This window comes from Nocardioides sp. (genome assembly GCF_031397825.1).
Classification (GTDB): domain Bacteria; phylum Actinomycetota; class Actinomycetes; order Propionibacteriales; family Nocardioidaceae; genus Nocardioides.
In genome coordinates this window covers 1-15,837 of the sequence record NZ_JANNML010000152.1, presented here as the reverse complement: position 1 = coordinate 15,837, position 15,837 = coordinate 1, and the positions used below count along the sequence as shown (strand labels likewise).

The window sequence follows — 15,837 nt, the reverse complement described above, 5'->3', positions numbered from 1 at the left end:
GTTGTCGCCCGTCGACGACCGCGACCCCATCCGCGAGGCGCACCACCAGTGGGTGCGTCACGGGTGGGCCGGGGCGGCCGACGGGATGGCGATGGTGACGTCGCTGGTGCGTGTGCAGCAGCTGGTGATGGAGCGCATCGACGCCGTGCTGCGCCCGCTCGACCTCACCTTCGCCCGCTACGAGGTCCTGATGCTGCTCTCCTTCACCTCCGCGGGCGCGATGCCCATGACCCGCCTCGGCTCGCTGCTCCAGGTGCACCCCACCTCGGTGACCAGCGCCGTCGACCGGCTCCAGAAGCAGGGCTACGTCGACCGCGAGCGCTCGACCTCCGACGGTCGCGTCATCCTCGCCTCGATCACCGCGGCCGGCCGTGAGGTCGCCGAGCGCGCCACCATCGGTCTCAACGACGGGGTCTTCGCCGCCCCCGGTCTCCCGGACACCGAGGTCGCGGCTCTCACCACCCTCCTCGGCGCCTACCGGTCTGCTGCCGGCGACCGCGTCGACTGACCTGGCCGGACAGCCTCCCTGGAAAGTGCGGGACGTTTTCGACCTCCAGCGCGCGGAGAATGTCGAAAACGTCCCGCACTATCCCCCCAAGCCCTCTCCACGACCGATTGCTCCAGGTCCATGGACGTCCTATGATCAGATAGTTGGACATCCAAGTAGTTGCTCTCCCTTCCCTGCAGCGAGGTAGTCGATGACGATCCACCAGCCCCAGCACCCGGTCCGTCTCGTGACCGCGTCGAGCCTCTTCGACGGTCACGACGCCTCGATCAACATCATGCGGCGGATCTTCCAGAGCCAGGGCTGCGAGGTCGTCCACCTCGGTCACAACCGCTCCGTCCAGGAGGTCGTCGATGCGGCGCTGGAGGAGGACGCGCAGGGCGTGGCGGTGTCGTCCTACCAGGGCGGCCACATCGAGTACTTCGAGTACCTCGTGGAGTCGCTGCGCGCCCAGGGCGCCGACCACGTCAAGGTCGTCGGCGGTGGTGGCGGTGTCATCGTGCACGACGAGATCCAACGCCTGCGCCAGGCCGGCGTCACGATCTTCTCCCCCGAGGACGGCCAGCGCATGGGCCTGGTCGGGATGATCAACTCGGTGGTCAAGGACTGCGACTTCGACCTGTGGGCCACCAAGCAGGTCAGCGCCGAGCAGGTCGTCAGCGGCGACCGATTCGCCATCGCCCGCGCCATCACCGGCGCCGAGCAGGGCCAGCTCTCCGCGGACGTCATGGCGCGCCTGCGCGACGCCGGCTCTGCCCACCGCGTCCCCGTGCTCGGCATCACCGGCACCGGCGGCTCCGGCAAGTCGTCGCTGACCGACGAGCTCGTACGCCGCTTCCGGCTCGACCAGCAGGACAAGCTGCGCATCGCGGTCATCGCCGTCGACCCCACCCGCCGACGTGGTGGCGGCGCCCTGCTCGGCGACCGGATCCGGATGAACAGCCTCGACGGCGACCGGGTCTTCTTCCGCAGCCTGGCGACCCGCGGAGCCCACGAGATCCCCGAGCACCTCTCCGACGTCATCGACGTCGTCAAGGCCGCCGGCTTCGACCTCGTCGTCGTGGAGACCCCCGGCATCGGCCAGGGCGACGCGGCGATCGTGCCGTTCGTCGACACGTCGGTGTACGTCATGACGCCTGAGTTCGGTGCGGCCTCCCAGCTGGAGAAGATCGACATGCTCGACTTCGCCGACGTCGTGGCGATCAACAAGTTCGAGCGCCGCGGCGCCAAGGACGCGCTGCGCGACGTCGGGCGTCAGCTGGTCCGCAACCGCGAAGCCTTCGGCCAGCAGCCCAGCGACATGCCGGTCTTCGGCACCTCGGCCGCGACGTTCAACGACGACGGCGTGACCGCGCTCTACCAGCACCTGCACGGCCTCCTGACCGACCAGGGCCTGGCCTTCGACGAGGGCACGCTGCCGGCCGTCGCCGTCAAGCACTCCTCCGGCATCCGCCAGGTCGTCCCGACCGACCGCGTGCGCTACCTCGCCGAGATCACCGAGACCGTCCGCGGCTACCACGCCCGCACCGAGGAGCTCGCCGACGCGGCCCGTCGCGTGCAGCGCCTCGAGCTCGTCACCCAGGAGCTGGGCGAGAGCGACCACGGCGACGTCCCCCACCTGCTGGAGAAGGCCCGCAAGGCCCTCCCCCACGACGTGTCCGACCAGATCGCCGGTTGGCCCGCTGTCGTCGAGTCCTACGCCGGCGACGAGCAGGTCACCCGGGTGCGCGACAAGGAGATCACCACCCAGCTGACCCGCGAGTCGCTGAGCGGCAATAAGATCCCACGCGTCTCCTTGCCCCGCTTCAGCGACCACGGTGAGCTCGTGCGCTTCTGGCGCCGGGAGAACCTCCCGGGCTACTTCCCCTACACGGCCGGCGTCTTCCCCTTCAAGCGCGACGGCGAGGACCCCGCCCGGATGTTCGCCGGCGAGGGCGACCCCGCGCGCACCAACCGCCGCTTCAAGATCCTCTCCGCCGACGGCGACGCCAAGCGCCTCTCGACGGCCTTCGACTCCGTGACCCTCTACGGCCGCGACCCCGACGAGCGCCCCGACATCTACGGCAAGGTCGGCACCTCCGGCGTCAGCGTCGCGACGCTCGACGACATGAAGGTGCTCTACGGCGGCTTCGACCTGGTCGCCCCGTCGACGAGCGTCTCGATGACGATCAACGGTCCGGCCCCGACGGTGCTGGCGTTCTTCCTCAACACCGTGATCGACCAGCAGGTCGACGCCTTCCGCGACAAGGAGGGGCGCGAGCCGTCCGACGAGGAGCGCGCCATGCTGGCGGCGTACGCCGTCGCCAACGTCCGCGGCACGGTGCAGGCCGACATCCTCAAGGAGGACCAGGGCCAGAACACCTGCCTGTTCTCCACGGAGTTCTCCCTGAGGATGATGGCCGACATCCAGGAGTGGTTCATCGAGCAGCAGGTGCGCAACTTCTACTCGGTCTCGATCTCCGGCTACCACATCGCCGAGGCCGGGGCCAACCCCATCAGCCAGCTCGCGTTCACCCTCGCCAACGGCTTCACCTACGTCGAGGCCTACCTCGCGCGCGGCATGGACATCGACGACTTCGCGCCCAACCTGTCGTTCTTCTTCTCCAACGGCAAGGACCCTGAGTACAGCGTGATCGGTCGCGTCGCCCGTCGCATCTGGGCGGTGGCGATGAAGGAGAAGTACGGCGCGAACGACCGTTCCCAGAAGCTGAAGTACCACGTGCAGACCTCGGGGCGCTCCCTGCACGCGCAGGAGATGGACTTCAACGACATCCGCACGACGCTGCAGGCCCTGATCGCGATCTACGACAACGCCAACAGCCTGCACACCAACGCCTACGACGAGGCGGTCACGACCCCGTCGGAGGAGTCGGTGCGCCGCGCGTTGGCGATCCAGCTGATCATCAACCGCGAGTGGGGCCTGGCGATGAACGAGAACCCGCTGCAGGGCTCGTTCATCATCGATGAGCTGACCGACCTCGTGGAGGCGGCCGTGCTCGCGGAGTTCGACGCGATCAACGAGCGCGGTGGCGTGCTCGGGGCGATGGAGACCGGCTACCAGCGCGGGCGCATCCAGGACGAGTCGATGCTCTACGAGCACCGCAAGCACGACGGCTCGCTGCCGATCATCGGCGTCAACACCTTCCGGAAGGCCGACTCCGACGGCACCCCGGTCCACATCGAGCTGGCCCGCGCCACCGACGAGGAGAAGGAGGGCCAGCTCACCCGCGTCCACGCCTTCCAGGAGGACCACGCGACCGAGGCCACCCAAGCCATCGCGCGGCTCAAGGAGGCGGCCGTCAACGGCGACAACGTCTTCGCCGTGCTGATGGACGCCGCCCGCGTGTGCTCGCTCGGCCAGGTGACCGAGGCGTTCTTCGAGGTGGGCGGGCAGTACCGCCGCAACGTCTGAACGCCGCACGCGCCCGCCGCAGAGGGGCGGCGAGCGCGTAGGCGGGCCAGCTGCTGGCCTTGGGCAGGTCAGCACCGGCGGCGGTCCCCCCGGGGGGGTCCGGGGTCCGGTCCGGGCCGGGGCCCTGGTCTGGGTCAGGCTTGGGCCATGTAGATCTCCACCTCCTCGAGTGCGCCGGTCTCGTCGTCGAAGTCCAGCTCGGCGACGGTGACGCCGGGCTGCAGGTCGGCCGTGGTGGCCTCGACGTCATCGCCCTCGTCTCCGTCCTCCGCTCCGTCCTCGTCGGCGTCCTCGAACTCGATCTCGGTGCTCTCGGTGACCTCGCCGCTCAGGGTGAAGCCGTCGACCGTCATCACGACCAGCGTCGTGCCGTCGAAGCTGACGATGGAACCCAGCACGTCGGCCTCGTCCTCGTCCGCTTCGTCCTCACAGGCGTCCTCCGCGGCGTCGTCCTCGTCCTCGTCGGCCTCGCCGTCGTGGTCGGAGTCCTCGTCACCGTCGGCTACGTCGTCGTCGTCGGAGTCGGCGTCGCGGACCCGACCGCCGTGCTCGTTCTCGTCCTCGTCGTCCACGTGGTCGGCGTCGTGGTCGTCGTCGTCGGCGAGGCAGGGCTCGGTCGCGTCGTCCTCGTCCTCGTTGTCCTCACCGTCAGGGTCGGCGTCCTCGTCGCCATCGAGGGTGCCGTCGTCGTCGGTGTCCCGGTCGTCGATGTCGGTGGACCGCCGGCCGTCGTGGACCTCGTCGCCGTCGTCATGACCGTCGTTGTCGGTGTCCTCGTCGTGCAGCTTGCCGCCCTGGCGGAACTCGCCGAGGTTCTTCAGCCCGTCGCGGTCGAAGTCGGCCCGGGCATCGCCGGCCCGGAACGGGTTCATGCCGTGGGTGCGCTCCCACCGGTCGGGGATGCCGTCCCGGTCGGAGTCAGCGGATGCCGCACCTGCGCCGGGCGCGAGGGTGAGCACGCCGGTGGCAGCCAGGGCCGCTGCGATGGCGACCGCCCGCGACGACGGTGAGTGATGGATGGTCATGGGTCCTCCAGAGGCACGGGTCGCGGCACGGGCGCGAACGACACAGACGGGGCGTGCATGAGACTCAGGTCACGAGGGGCCCCGTCCGTTACATCCCCGTCTTCGTCCAGGTCGGCGAGGGCGCGGCGCAGCCGCTTCAGGGCCCGATGGCGAGCGACCCGCACCGCGGTCGGGCTCATCCCCAGCGCCCGGCCGGTCGCGGCCGCGTCGAGGCCGACCACGTCGATGCACGCGATGACCTCGGCCTCGCGGGGCGAGAGGAGGGCGAGCAGCCGCCGCGTCAGGTCCTGGCCGTCGACGAGGTGCGACGCGTCGTCAGCCCAGCCCCAGTCGACGCCGTCCGGGACGGTGGTGTCGTGCGGCTCGGTGCCCCGCCGGGTCGTCGTGCGCCGGCGGTTGCTGACGACGTTGCGGGCGATGCTGAAGAGCCACCCGGCGAAGTCGTCGCTGCTGCCCGAGAACTTGCCGAGGCTCTGGGCAGCCGTGAGCCACGCGTCCGCGGCGATGTCCTCAGCCGCAGCCGCCGCGTCACCGCTCGGCATGGAGCGCAGCCAGACGACCAGCCGACCACCGTGCTCACGGTAGAGCTCCGCCCACGCGTCGTCGTCGCCCTGGCGGGCGCGCGCGACGACGTCGTCGTCCTCGCGACGTGCTCCCATCACGTGCTCCCGTCTCCCCGGCCTCATTCTGGAGGCGAGACCTTGACGATTCCTACAGCCGAGATTTCACCTCCTCCCGATGTAACCGATCACCGTGGTGGCGACCTGTACAGGTGTGACTGAGCCGTTCTCGACCCGTGACCTGGCCTGGGTGCTGCGCGCCGAGGTGCCGGTCCTCGAGGACGCCCGGCTCACCGCGACCCTGGCGCAGGTGGCTCGTCACGCGCCTGCTCCCGTCCGCCGGCGGCTCCCGATCGGCGTCCGGCTCGCTGCCGTGACGGCCTCCGTCACCGTCAGCCTCTTCGGCGCCGCCTACGCCTCCGACGTCCTGTTCTCCCAGCCAGGGCCGGCGATCGGGCCGTCGCGCGCGCCCGCGAGCGAGTCGCCCTCCGAACCGTCCGTGTTCCCCAGCGAGCAGCCCCGTCACCCCTCCGGCACCGGCGGCGGTCCCGCGCCCGTGCCGCCCTCCGGCGAGGTCGACCCGAACCACGACGACGGCGAGGAGGCCGGGCCGGGTGGTCACGGCAGCCCCGGCGGCTCCGGCTCCGACGACGGCCAACCGGACCAGACCGGTCCGGGACCCTCCGGGACGAACGAGACCGACGAGCCTGACGAGGTCGAGACTGACGAGCCCGACGACGAGGACTCCGGCGGCGGCTCGGGCTCCAACAGCGGGCCCGGCTCGGGCGACGACGAGCCCGACGAAGCCGACGAGCCCGACGACGAGGACTCCGGCGGCGGCTCGGGCTCGAACAGCGGGCCCGGCTCGGGCGACGACAAGCCCGACGGCACCGACGAGCCCGACGACGAGGACTCCGGCGGCGGCTCGGGCTCGAACAGCGGGCCCGGCTCGGGCGACGACGAGCCCGACGCCCCGGACGACACGGACGACACGGACGACACGGACGTCGACTGAGCCTGCGGGTCAGCGCCGGTGCTGGACGACCTGCCGCACGTCACCGTCGCGTCAGGGCACCTCGACCAGCGAGCTCAGCGTGCTGGTGTTGCCGCCGTAGTCGACGACCGTCAGGTCGGCCTGGAGCAGCGTGCCAGGGTCGAGCGGCACGAACTCGTAGGTCAGGTTGGCGACGTCGGCGTAGAGCCCGACGTCGCTGGTCGGCTCCCACACCTGCTCGCCGTCGGCGCCGATGGTCAGCACGTCCGGGATGATGATGCCCTCCGGGTCGGGCGCCAGCTCGCCGTAGCCGCCGGTCAGCTCGTCGTAGAGGTAGATCGTCTCGCTGACGAACTCACCGGCCTCGACGTCGAGGACCAGTGACAGCAGGGCGTCCTGCGGGTCGACCTGGTCGGGGTCGGTCGAGGCGTAGTAGGTCATCGGCACGTCGAAGAACGCCGTGCCGAGGTCCTCGCTCAGGTCGAGGTCGACGTAGGCGTAGGCGGAGTCCACGCCGTCGTCGATCTGGAGGAACGTCAGGTCGTAGTTGCCCGACGCGGTGGGCGAGCCCTCGTCGGTGAAGTCCGCGATCTCCTCGCCGAGGTAGGTGATCGAGTCGTCGTCGTTGACCAGCGCATAGCTGATCGTCGCCTCGGTGATGTTGTCGAGGGCGGCGGGGTCGTAGGCGCCGCTCAGGGTGATGCTGCCGTCGTCGTCGAAGGTGACCTCCGGACCGGCCTCCGGGTCGGTGAAGGTCGGCAGCTCCTCGTCGGGGATCGCCTCACCCGCGGAGTAGTAGCTGTCGAGGAAGGAGCGCCACTCCTGCGAGCTCACCACGTCGGCGTACGCCGGGTCCGCGAGCTCGACGACCGGCGGCAGGTAGATCGACAGGCCGGTCGCCCCGGCCGTGCCGACCCCCTCCACGCTGTCGAGGACGACGTCGTCGAGCGCACCGACGAGCGCGTCGGCCTGCTCGGCCACCTCGGGCGCGGACTCGCCGATCGAGGCCGCCAGCAGCCCGAGGTCGCTGAGGTGCTTGTCCTGGCTCTGGTCGGGGCTCTTGCCGAAGGCGAGCGTGGTCGCCTCGGACTGGCCCACGGCGGGTGCGACGTCGGTCGACTGCTCCTGCATCGCCCCGGCGAAGGCGGCCACTGCCTCGTCGACGGCCGCCATCTGCGTCAGGTCCACCATCGAGAGCGTGATCGTGTCGCTGGTGCCCTGGTCGGCGGCCTGGCCCGCGAAGCCGGCGATGATCTCGGAGCCGAGCTCGTCGGCCGTGGCCTCGGGGTCGTCGGCGAGCAGCTGGAGCGAGGTGTAGTCCCACCCGTGGCCCGGCTCGAGCTCCTGCGAGGCGACCAGCCGGTCGGCCAGCGGCGCGACCGCGCTCGCGACCTCGTAGTTGGCCATGAGGCAGGCGTCGAAGCCGAGCAGGTCGAGCTTGTCGACACCGGCCTGCTCGAGGCCGCTGGAGATGCCGGCGGTGATCTCGGCGAGGTCGAGGACGTCGTAGTCACTGCCCTCGTCGGGGCCGATGCCCGGCCACGAGGCGCCGTGGTCGGAGATGATCAGCGCGTAGTGCCCGGCGCGGTTGGCCTCGATGCCCTCGGCGATGAACGACGCGAGCACCTCGGGGTCGGCGGAGTTGACGTCACCGAGGTCCGCCACGACCTCGGTCGCGCCGTCCTGGCCGATGTCGAGGATCCGGCCGCCGACCCAGCTGCCCTGGTCGAGCAGCTCGTCGTCGCCGTAGCCCTCGTTGCGGTCCATGAACTCACGCACGTGCAGGTTGTCGTTCGATCCCACCACGCCGATCTCGTTGACGTCGGCGACCATGAACGGCTCGAGGTCGGTGTCGGCCATGGAGTAGTGCAGGACCGTCCAGCCGTCGCCCTCGCGGCCCGTGTGCTCGACGGCGCTCGTGGCACCACCACCGCCGCCACCGTCGGAGTCGGGCTCCTCGGAACCTCCTCCGCTGCAGGCGGAGGTGAGCAGGAGCAGGGCCGCGGAGGCCAGGACCAGACGTGACGAGGACGCGGTGAAGGGAGGCACGTCGTGAAAATAGGGCCGCAGCCGGACGTCCGTCTGCCGAAGCGCCCAGCGGTGCCACGGGGGCTAGACCGGGCGCACGTCACACGCCGGTAGGTTCGGCACGTGAGTCCCGCACCCCTCCTGCCCCAGGCCGACCAGGTCCGCTCGCTGCCGTCGCACTTCGACCGGCCCGTCGCGCCGGACGCGATCGACGAGAACGGTCACATGAACATCTCGGTCTACTTCCGGGAGGGCTCGTGGGCGGCCTGGCTGCGGCTGGGCGAGCTCGGAATGGGCGAGGACTACATCCCGGCGCGCGGGCTGTCCTTCTTCACCGTCGAGCACTCCATCCGCTACCTCGGCGAGCTGCGGCTCGGTGAGCCCTACGCGGTCCACACCGGCATCGCCGGACGGACGTCGAAGGCCGTGCACGCCGTCTCCTTCGTGCTCGACCGCACGCACGACCGGGTCGCCTGCGTCATGGAGGTGATGTACGTCCACGTGTCCATGGAGACCCGCCGGGCGTGCGACATCCCCGACGACATCGCGGGCGCGCTCGACGCCGAGATCGCGGCACACCCGTGGGTTGCCGAGGCCGCGACCCGACTGAGCCTGCGCCGATGACCGATCTCCCCTTCGACGACCTCGGCACGGTCTACGACGGCCCCCGGCCCGTGCGCCGGGTCGTCTCCCTGGTGCCCTCCATCACCGAGGCGCTCGCCTCGGTCGACCGCGACGCCCTGGTCGGCGCGACCGACTGGTGCACCCACCCCGCCGACCTTGCCGTCACCCGCGTGCGCGGCACCAAGAACCCCGACCTGGCCGCGATCCAGGCCCTCTCGCCCGACCTGGTCGTCTGCACCAAGGAGGAGAACCGCGAGCTCGACGTACGCCGTCTCCGCGAGGCCGGCGTGCGCGTCTGGGTCACCGACATCGAGACCGTGCCCGGCGCGATCGCCTCGCTGGAGCGGCTGCTCGACGTGCTCGGCTGGCCGTGGCCCGAGTGGCTGCTGCGCTCGCGCGCGCTGTGGTGCGGGGCGGTCCCACCCGTGACGGCCCGAGTGGCGATGCCGATCTGGCGCGACCCCTGGATGGTCGTGGGCAGCTCCACCTTCACCGGCGACCTGCTGCGCCGCCTCGGCTGGGAGAACGTGTTCGCCCAGCACCCCGACCGCTACCCCACCGTCGACCTCGCGGCCGTCGACGGCGCGGGGGCAGACGTCGTGCTGCTGCCGGACGAGCCCTACGTGTTCACGGCCGAGGACGGGCCTGAGGCCTTCACGCGGACGCCGACCCGCCTCGTGAGCGGGCGCCTGCTGACGTGGTACGGCCCCTCCCTGGTCGAGGCCGCCACGCTCAAGCTCTAGGGCTGGCTCTAGGCCTGGCCCACCTTCGCCAGGCGCAGCCAGGTGTCGATGACCGTGTCGGGGTTGAGCGACATCGACTCGATGCCCTGCTCCAGCAGCCACTCCGCGAGGTCGGGGTGGTCGGAGGGGCCCTGGCCGCAGATGCCGACGTACTTGCCCTGGGCCTTGCAGGCCTTGATGGCCAGGCTGAGCATGTGCTTGACCGCCGGGTCGCGCTCGTCGAAGCCCTCGGCGACCAGCGCCGAGTCGCGGTCGAGGCCGAGCGTCAGCTGGGTCATGTCGTTGGAGCCGATCGAGAAGCCGTCGAAGTGCTCGAGGAACTGCTCGGCGATCACCGCGTTGGACGGGACCTCGCACATCATCACGACCTTGAGTCCGTTCTCCCCGCGGACCAGGCCGTGCTTGCCGAGCAGGTCGATGACGCCACGCGCCTCGGCGAGGGTGCGGACGAAGGGGATCATCACCCAGACGTTGGTCAGGCCCATCTCGTCGCGCACGTGGCGCAGCGCCTCGCACTCCATCGCGAAGCACTCGGCGAAGTCGGCCGAGAGATAGCGCGAGGCACCCCGGTAGCCGATCATCGGGTTCTCCTCGTGGGGCTCGTAGGCCTCACCACCGACGAGGTTGGCGTACTCGTTGGACTTGAAGTCGCTCATCCGCACGATGACCGGGTGGGGCGCGAAGGCCGCGGCCAGCATGCTGATGCCCTCGGAGACGCGCTGCACGAAGAACTCGCGCGGGCCGGGGTAGGCCGCGATCGTCTCGGTGATCTGCTCGCGCAGCGCGGGGTCGAGGCGGTCTGGGTCGGCGGCGAGGTCGAGCAGCGCCTTGGGGTGGATTCCGATCTGGCGGTTGATGACGAACTCGAGGCGGGCCAGCCCGACGCCGGCGTTGGGCAGCTGGGCGAAGGAGAACGCCTGCTCCGGCGTGCCGACGTTCATCATGATCTTGACCGGGACATCGGGCATCGAGTCGAGCTCGGTGCGCTCGACGGTGAAGTCGAGGAGGCCCTCGTAGACCAGGCCGGTGTCGCCCTCGGCGCACGAGACCGTGACCTCGCGACCGTCGGCGAGCTCGCGGGTGCCGGAGCCGCTGCCGACGACGGCGGGGATGCCGAGCTCGCGGGCGATGATGGCGGCGTGGCAGGTGCGCCCGCCGCGGTTGGTGACGATCGCCGAGGCGCGCTTCATGATCGGCTCCCAGTCGGGGTCGGTCATGTCGGCGACGAGGACCTCACCGGTCTGGAAGAGGTGCATGTCGTCGATGGACTTCATGACGCGCACGGCTCCGGCGCCGATCTTCTGGCCGATCGCGCGACCCTCGACGAGGACCGGTCCGGAGCCGTTCATCCTGAAGCGCTCGAGAGCACCCGTGCGCCGCGACTCGACCGTCTCAGGCCGCGCCTGGAGCACGTAGAGCTGGCCGTCGACCCCGTCCTTGCCCCACTCGATGTCCATCGGGCGGCCGTAGTGCTCCTCGATGACCAGGGCGTGGCGCGCCAGCTCCTCGACCTCGTGGTCGGTGAGGCTGAGCATCCGGCTCTGCGCCGGGTCGACCTCGACGAACTCGGTGGTGCGCCCCACGGTCTCGTCGCTCGTGTAGACCATCTTCGTCGCCTTGCCGCCGACGCCGCGCTTGAGCACCGCGGGGCGACCGGCGCGCAGCGCCGGCTTGTAGACGTACCACTCGTCGGGGTTGACCGCCCCCTGCACGACGCCCTCACCGAGGCCGAAGGCGGAGGTGATGAACACGGCGTCCTTGAAGCCCGACTCGGTGTCCATCGTGAACATCACACCCGAGCTGCCGATGTCGGAGCGGACCATGCGCTGCACGCCGGCCGAGAGACCGACGTCGGCGTGGGCGAAGCCGTGGTGGACGCGGTAGGCGATCGCGCGGTCGTTGTAGAGGGATGCGAAGACCTCGCGAATGGCCAGGAGCACCGCGTCGATGCCGCGCACGTTGAGGAAGGTCTCCTGCTGACCGGCGAACGACGCGTCAGGCAGGTCCTCGGCGGTCGCCGAGGAGCGCACGGCGAACGACGCCTCGTCCCCACCGCTCTCGGCGGCGAGCTTCTCGTAGGCAGAGCGAACCTCCGCCTCGAGGTCCTCCGGGAAGGGCTGGCCCACGACGGCCTCGCGGATCTCGCGCCCGACCTCGGCCAACCGGCGTACGTCGTCGGTGTCGAGGTCGTCGAGGAGGCCGGCGATGCGCTCGGCCAGACCGCTCTGCCCGTTCAGCTCGGCCCCGATGAAGCGGTGGAAGGCCTCGGAGGTCGTGGCGAAGCCGTCGGGCACGCGGACGCCAAGGTCGGTGAGGTGGGAGACCATCTCACCGAGCGAGGCGTTCTTGCCGCCGACCTGCTCGAGGTCGCCCAGGCCGAGCTCGGAGAACCATCGGACGTTGCGGCTCTGCTCGTGGGGCTGGGTGGTCCCGGTGGTCATGGTTGCTCACTTCCGTGGTTGTCGCGGGCCTTGAAACGCTGACGGCTGGGGACGCCGCCGTTCTTCTTGAGCGTCTGCAGGATCAACGTGGAGATCTCCTCGACCGACTTGGCGGAGGAGTCGATGACGGGTACCCGATGGGCGGCGAAGATCTCGGTCGCGCGACGCAGCTCCCAGCGGCACTGCTCGGGAGTGGCGTAGCGCGAGCCCGGGCGGCGCTCGTTGCGCACCCGGGCCAGACGGTCGACCGTGGTGGTGATGCCGAAGCACCGGTCCTGCAGGTCCTTGACGGGCCGCGGCAGGTCGGAGGACTCGAGGTCCTCGTCGACGAGCGGGTAGTTGGCGACGAAGAGGCCGTGCTGGAGCGCGAGGTACATGCTCGTGGGCGTCTTGCCGCAACGCGAGGGCGCCAGCAGGATCACGTCGGCCTTGTCGAGCGCGCGCAGGCTCTGCCCGTCGTCGTGCTCGATGGTGAACTCCACGGCGGCCATGCGGGTGTTGTAGCGCTTGATGTCGCCGACGCCGTGCAGTCGCGCGGCCTCGCGGATGCCCCGCTGGCCGAGGATGCCCTCCACCCGGCTCATGTGCATGTCGAAGAAGTCGATCAGCGGCGCCCTGGTCTTGCTCAGCTCGTCGCGGATGCTGTCCTCGGCTGCGGTGGTGAACGCCAGCGGCGTGACCGGCCCGGCCATCGCCTCGTCGAGGATCTCGACCACCCTGCGCGCGTCCTCGATCGTGGAGATGAACGGGATGACCGTGCGCTCGAAGACCTGGTCGGGGAACTGGATGAGCAGCGCGTTGCCCATGGTCTCCGCGCTGATGCCGGTGCTGTCGGACAGGAAGAACACGGGCACCGCGACGTCGCCCTGGGGCTCGCTCATGCAGCCCACCTCCCGGTCCCGGACTGACGCATGAGGTGCATCGTCGCACGTGGCTCGCCTCCGGTCGCCGGCGTCCAGCTCTGCTAGCCGCTGCTCCGACGGGCGTGGTCCCGGGCGGAGCCACGCGAGCGGGCACGTGACGAGACCCAGTCGACCAGTGGTCCGAGCACCACGATGGCGAGCAGCGTCCCCGGCCCGACGGCTGCCCCGCAGGCATATCCGACGACGGCGCCGGCCCCCAGGAAGAGGCCGTAGCCCCATCGGAACGGCACCCGCGGGTCGAGCGCGAGCGCGGGCGCCTCGGCAGGTCCCGCCCCGGCATCCTCCGCGAGGTAGCCGGCGATCCCCACCGCCAGCACCGGCAGGGCGACGACGAGCAGCAGTGCACGGGCCCACCACTGCCCCGGCTCCTCCAGGACCGCCAGGACTCCCGAGACCACCAGACCCACGACGAGCGGTTGGACCGCGGTCCCGACCCCTGGCGTCAGGCCGCCCGCCCAGGCCAGGCTCACCAGCACGACGCCCACTGCCAGGTTGACGATCCAGAAGTCGAGCTCGAGCGCGAGCGAGATCCCGCTGATCATCGTGGAGTAGCCGTCCGCACCCAGCGCCGCCGTCAGCAGCAACCCCACGCCGATCCCGAGGATCGTGCAGGACACCACGAGGCGGGTCATCACGGCGAGCACGGCGTGATCCTGTCAGGAGCGGTGCAATAACGCGTTGCCGTACGACGGGTGGTGGCGGAGGGTTCGCACCATGACGGACGTGCTGGACGGCGCTGCTGCGGCCTTCGGACTGGGCACGCGGCTGGCTGCGGCGCCGGTGGCCGGAGGTCTCTCCAACGACCTGTGGCGCCTCGAGACCGAGCGCGGCGTCTTCGCGGTCAAGGTGATGCGCGTCAACGCGGGCACCCTCGGTTTCCGCGCCAACATCGAAGCCGCTCATGCGGTGGAGGCGCGTGCCCTCGCTCGCGGGATCGCCTGCCCCTCGCCGGTCCTGTCGGTCGACGGACAGTGCCTCGCCGACGTGGGCGGTGCGCTCGTGCGGGTGCACCAGTGGTGTGAGGGGTGGGTGCCCCGACCTGAGGAGTGGCAGGACGAGGCGGGCGCCCTGCTGGCGCGGATCCACGGGGCGACGGAGCCCTTCGACGACGCCCTGGATGACGACCCATGGGACGAGGCCGGCTGGGCGAGCCTCGCTGGCTCCCCCGACGTGCCGGCCGCACTCGCGGACCGGTTGCGCCGGGCGGCCCCCTCGCTCGCTCTCCTGGAGACCGCCACGGCTGCCCCTGGGCTGGTGACGGCGCATGCCTGGTCGCACGGGGACCTGGACCCCAAGAACACCCTCGTCGTCGACGGCGCACTGATCGCCCTCGACTGGGACGCCGCCGGACCCCGGCCCGTGCTCCGCGAGGCCGTCTCCGTCGCGCTCGACTGGTCCACCGACGTGCTGGGCTTCCGACGCGTACTGACGTCCTACTGCCGGGCCTCCGGGTCCACGGTCGTCGGCGACCTGTGGCCCTTCGGCGGCTGGGTGTCCGCCCTCGGCGGCTGGCTGGCCCACAACGCGACGGCGCGCATCGACACCGACCTCGGCCGCCGCGAGGTGGCCGCGACGTGCGACCGGCTCCTGGCCCTGCAGGCCTCCCTGCCGGCCTACCGGGATGCGCTGGCCACGGCTCAGAGGTAGCGGCTCGGGTCACGCTCCCGCTGCGGTTCGAGCGGGCCGAGGTGCTCACGCAGGGCGGCGAGCACGATCTCCAGGGGCGGGGCTCCGTCGAGCGCCACCTCGCCGGGGACGCCGAGACGGTCGTCGTCGACGTACCACTCACCGAAGACCTCGGCGGGTACGACGGCTCCGAGAGGTCGCGCCAGGTGCCGCCGCATCGTCTCCTCGGGCGGCACGTCGACGTAGAACACGTGGGTCGGCCCCGGGTGCTCGGCCACGAGCTCGCGGAGCATGGGGCCGTAGTGCTCTGTCAGGAGGATCCCCTCGAGGACCACGTGGAGACCGATGCTCGCGCAGTAGCGCACCGTGTGGGCGATGAGACCGATGTTGTCGGCTCCGGGGACGTCGTGCTCGCGCAGCACGACCCGACGGAAGTGGTCCTGCCCGATCACCGCCACGCCCGGCCCCCACGCGCGCTGCAGCTCGGTGGCGATCGACGTCTTCCCGGACGCTGCGTTGCCCCGCACGACGACGAGACGAGGGCACTGCTCCACGCCCCTGACCGTAGTCGCGGAGGTCGACGTGCGACCGAGACCCGCCGCGCCCCTCACGGTGGTTGAGGTGCGAGCGCAGCGAGCCTCGAACCCACCCGGGGGTCGAGACCAGCTGGACCCCGCGCTTGCGGGGTGGTCACACGTGTGGCCAACGGGGAGGGACCTGTCGGTGGTCAAGCACTTCCGGTCGGTGGTCGACCCGACGAGCCCAGCGGGGAGGCGTCGAGACCACACCCCCGCACTGGGATGGATGTGGAGAGTCGCTTGTCAACCGAACGCAGTTTCGCGGCGCAGGGCATTTTCGGCCAGGGCATCTTCATCGATCCCAAGCGGCGGCTGGTGATCGCTAGCAACGCCAACTGGACCCGCGCCACAATGGGCCCCGAACCGGATGCGCGCGAG

13 protein-coding genes are annotated in these 15,837 nt (G+C 70.8%); 6 read left to right on the top strand and 7 right to left on the bottom strand.

All coding sequences use genetic code 11. The features are described 5' to 3' along the window. Position 1: 1 nt before the first annotated feature. Together RMN98_RS13370 and icmF are read left to right on the top strand one after the other, a co-directional pair. Entirely contained in the window at positions 2-508 is a 507-nt protein-coding gene (locus RMN98_RS13370) for a MarR family transcriptional regulator (RefSeq protein WP_309649311.1), read from the top strand. 190 nt (positions 509-698) lie between these two features. Beyond that, a complete protein-coding gene (gene icmF / locus RMN98_RS13365) occupies positions 699-3,917 on the top strand; it encodes a fused isobutyryl-CoA mutase/GTPase IcmF (RefSeq protein WP_309649310.1) in 3,219 nt (1,072 codons plus the stop codon). Positions 3,918-4,051: 134 nt separating this feature from the next. Here icmF and RMN98_RS13360 read toward each other — a convergent pair whose 3' ends face one another. Beyond that, complete coding sequence (locus RMN98_RS13360; RefSeq protein ID WP_309649309.1) at positions 4,052-4,942, bottom strand: hypothetical protein; 891 nt, start codon at positions 4,940-4,942, stop codon at positions 4,052-4,054. Further along, on the bottom strand, positions 4,939-5,601 hold the full coding sequence (locus RMN98_RS13355; RefSeq protein WP_309649308.1) for a sigma-70 family RNA polymerase sigma factor: 663 nt from the start codon (positions 5,599-5,601) through the stop codon (positions 4,939-4,941). Before RMN98_RS13355 ends, RMN98_RS13360 begins: the two co-directional genes overlap by 4 nt. A gap of 115 nt (positions 5,602-5,716) precedes the next feature. Between RMN98_RS13355 and RMN98_RS13350 the strand changes: the two genes are divergently transcribed. After that, a complete protein-coding gene (locus RMN98_RS13350; protein WP_309649307.1) occupies positions 5,717-6,517 on the top strand; it encodes a hypothetical protein in 801 nt (266 codons plus the stop codon). 51 nt (positions 6,518-6,568) lie between these two features. On the opposite strand, the gene RMN98_RS13345 is transcribed toward RMN98_RS13350, so the two are convergent. Then, positions 6,569-8,545, bottom strand: a complete 1,977-nt coding sequence (locus tag RMN98_RS13345) for a clostripain-related cysteine peptidase (protein ID WP_309649306.1) — start codon at positions 8,543-8,545, stop codon at positions 6,569-6,571. A 102-nt stretch (positions 8,546-8,647) separates the two neighbouring features. Here RMN98_RS13345 and RMN98_RS13340 point away from each other — a divergent pair, with 102 nt between their 5' ends. After that, positions 8,648-9,148, top strand: coding sequence for a thioesterase family protein (locus tag RMN98_RS13340; RefSeq protein ID WP_309649305.1), 501 nt, complete (start codon positions 8,648-8,650; stop codon positions 9,146-9,148). Next, the gene (locus tag RMN98_RS13335) at positions 9,145-9,891 is read left to right on the top strand and encodes a helical backbone metal receptor (protein ID WP_309649304.1); all 747 of its coding nucleotides are present in this window, start codon (positions 9,145-9,147) and stop codon (positions 9,889-9,891) included. The genes RMN98_RS13340 and RMN98_RS13335 overlap by 4 nt, the downstream gene beginning before the upstream one ends. 8 nt (positions 9,892-9,899) lie before the next feature. Here the strand turns inward: RMN98_RS13335 and ppsA are convergent, their stop codons facing one another. The 3 genes from ppsA to RMN98_RS13320 all read right to left on the bottom strand — a co-directional run bounded on the left by ppsA (position 9,900) and on the right by RMN98_RS13320 (position 13,899). Further along, entirely contained in the window at positions 9,900-12,332 is a 2,433-nt protein-coding gene (gene ppsA, locus RMN98_RS13330; RefSeq protein ID WP_309649303.1) for a phosphoenolpyruvate synthase, read from the bottom strand. Beyond that, complete coding sequence (locus tag RMN98_RS13325; protein WP_309649302.1) at positions 12,329-13,213, bottom strand: pyruvate, phosphate dikinase/phosphoenolpyruvate synthase regulator; 885 nt, start codon at positions 13,211-13,213, stop codon at positions 12,329-12,331. Before RMN98_RS13325 ends, ppsA begins: the two co-directional genes overlap by 4 nt. 83 nt (positions 13,214-13,296) lie before the next feature. Continuing rightward, positions 13,297-13,899 carry a hypothetical protein gene (locus RMN98_RS13320; protein ID WP_309649301.1) on the bottom strand — a complete coding sequence of 201 codons (603 nt, stop codon included), beginning with the start codon at positions 13,897-13,899 and terminating at the stop codon, positions 13,297-13,299. A gap of 70 nt (positions 13,900-13,969) precedes the next feature. On the opposite strand from RMN98_RS13320, the gene RMN98_RS13315 reads away from it, so the two are divergent. Then, positions 13,970-14,902 (top strand): phosphotransferase, encoded by a 933-nt coding sequence (locus RMN98_RS13315; RefSeq protein WP_309649300.1) that lies wholly within the window; start codon positions 13,970-13,972, stop codon positions 14,900-14,902. Here RMN98_RS13315 and RMN98_RS13310 read toward each other — a convergent pair. Continuing rightward, entirely contained in the window at positions 14,893-15,435 is a 543-nt protein-coding gene (locus RMN98_RS13310; protein WP_309649299.1) for an AAA family ATPase, read from the bottom strand. The genes RMN98_RS13315 and RMN98_RS13310 overlap by 10 nt on opposite strands. Positions 15,436-15,837: the final 402 nt, after the last annotated feature.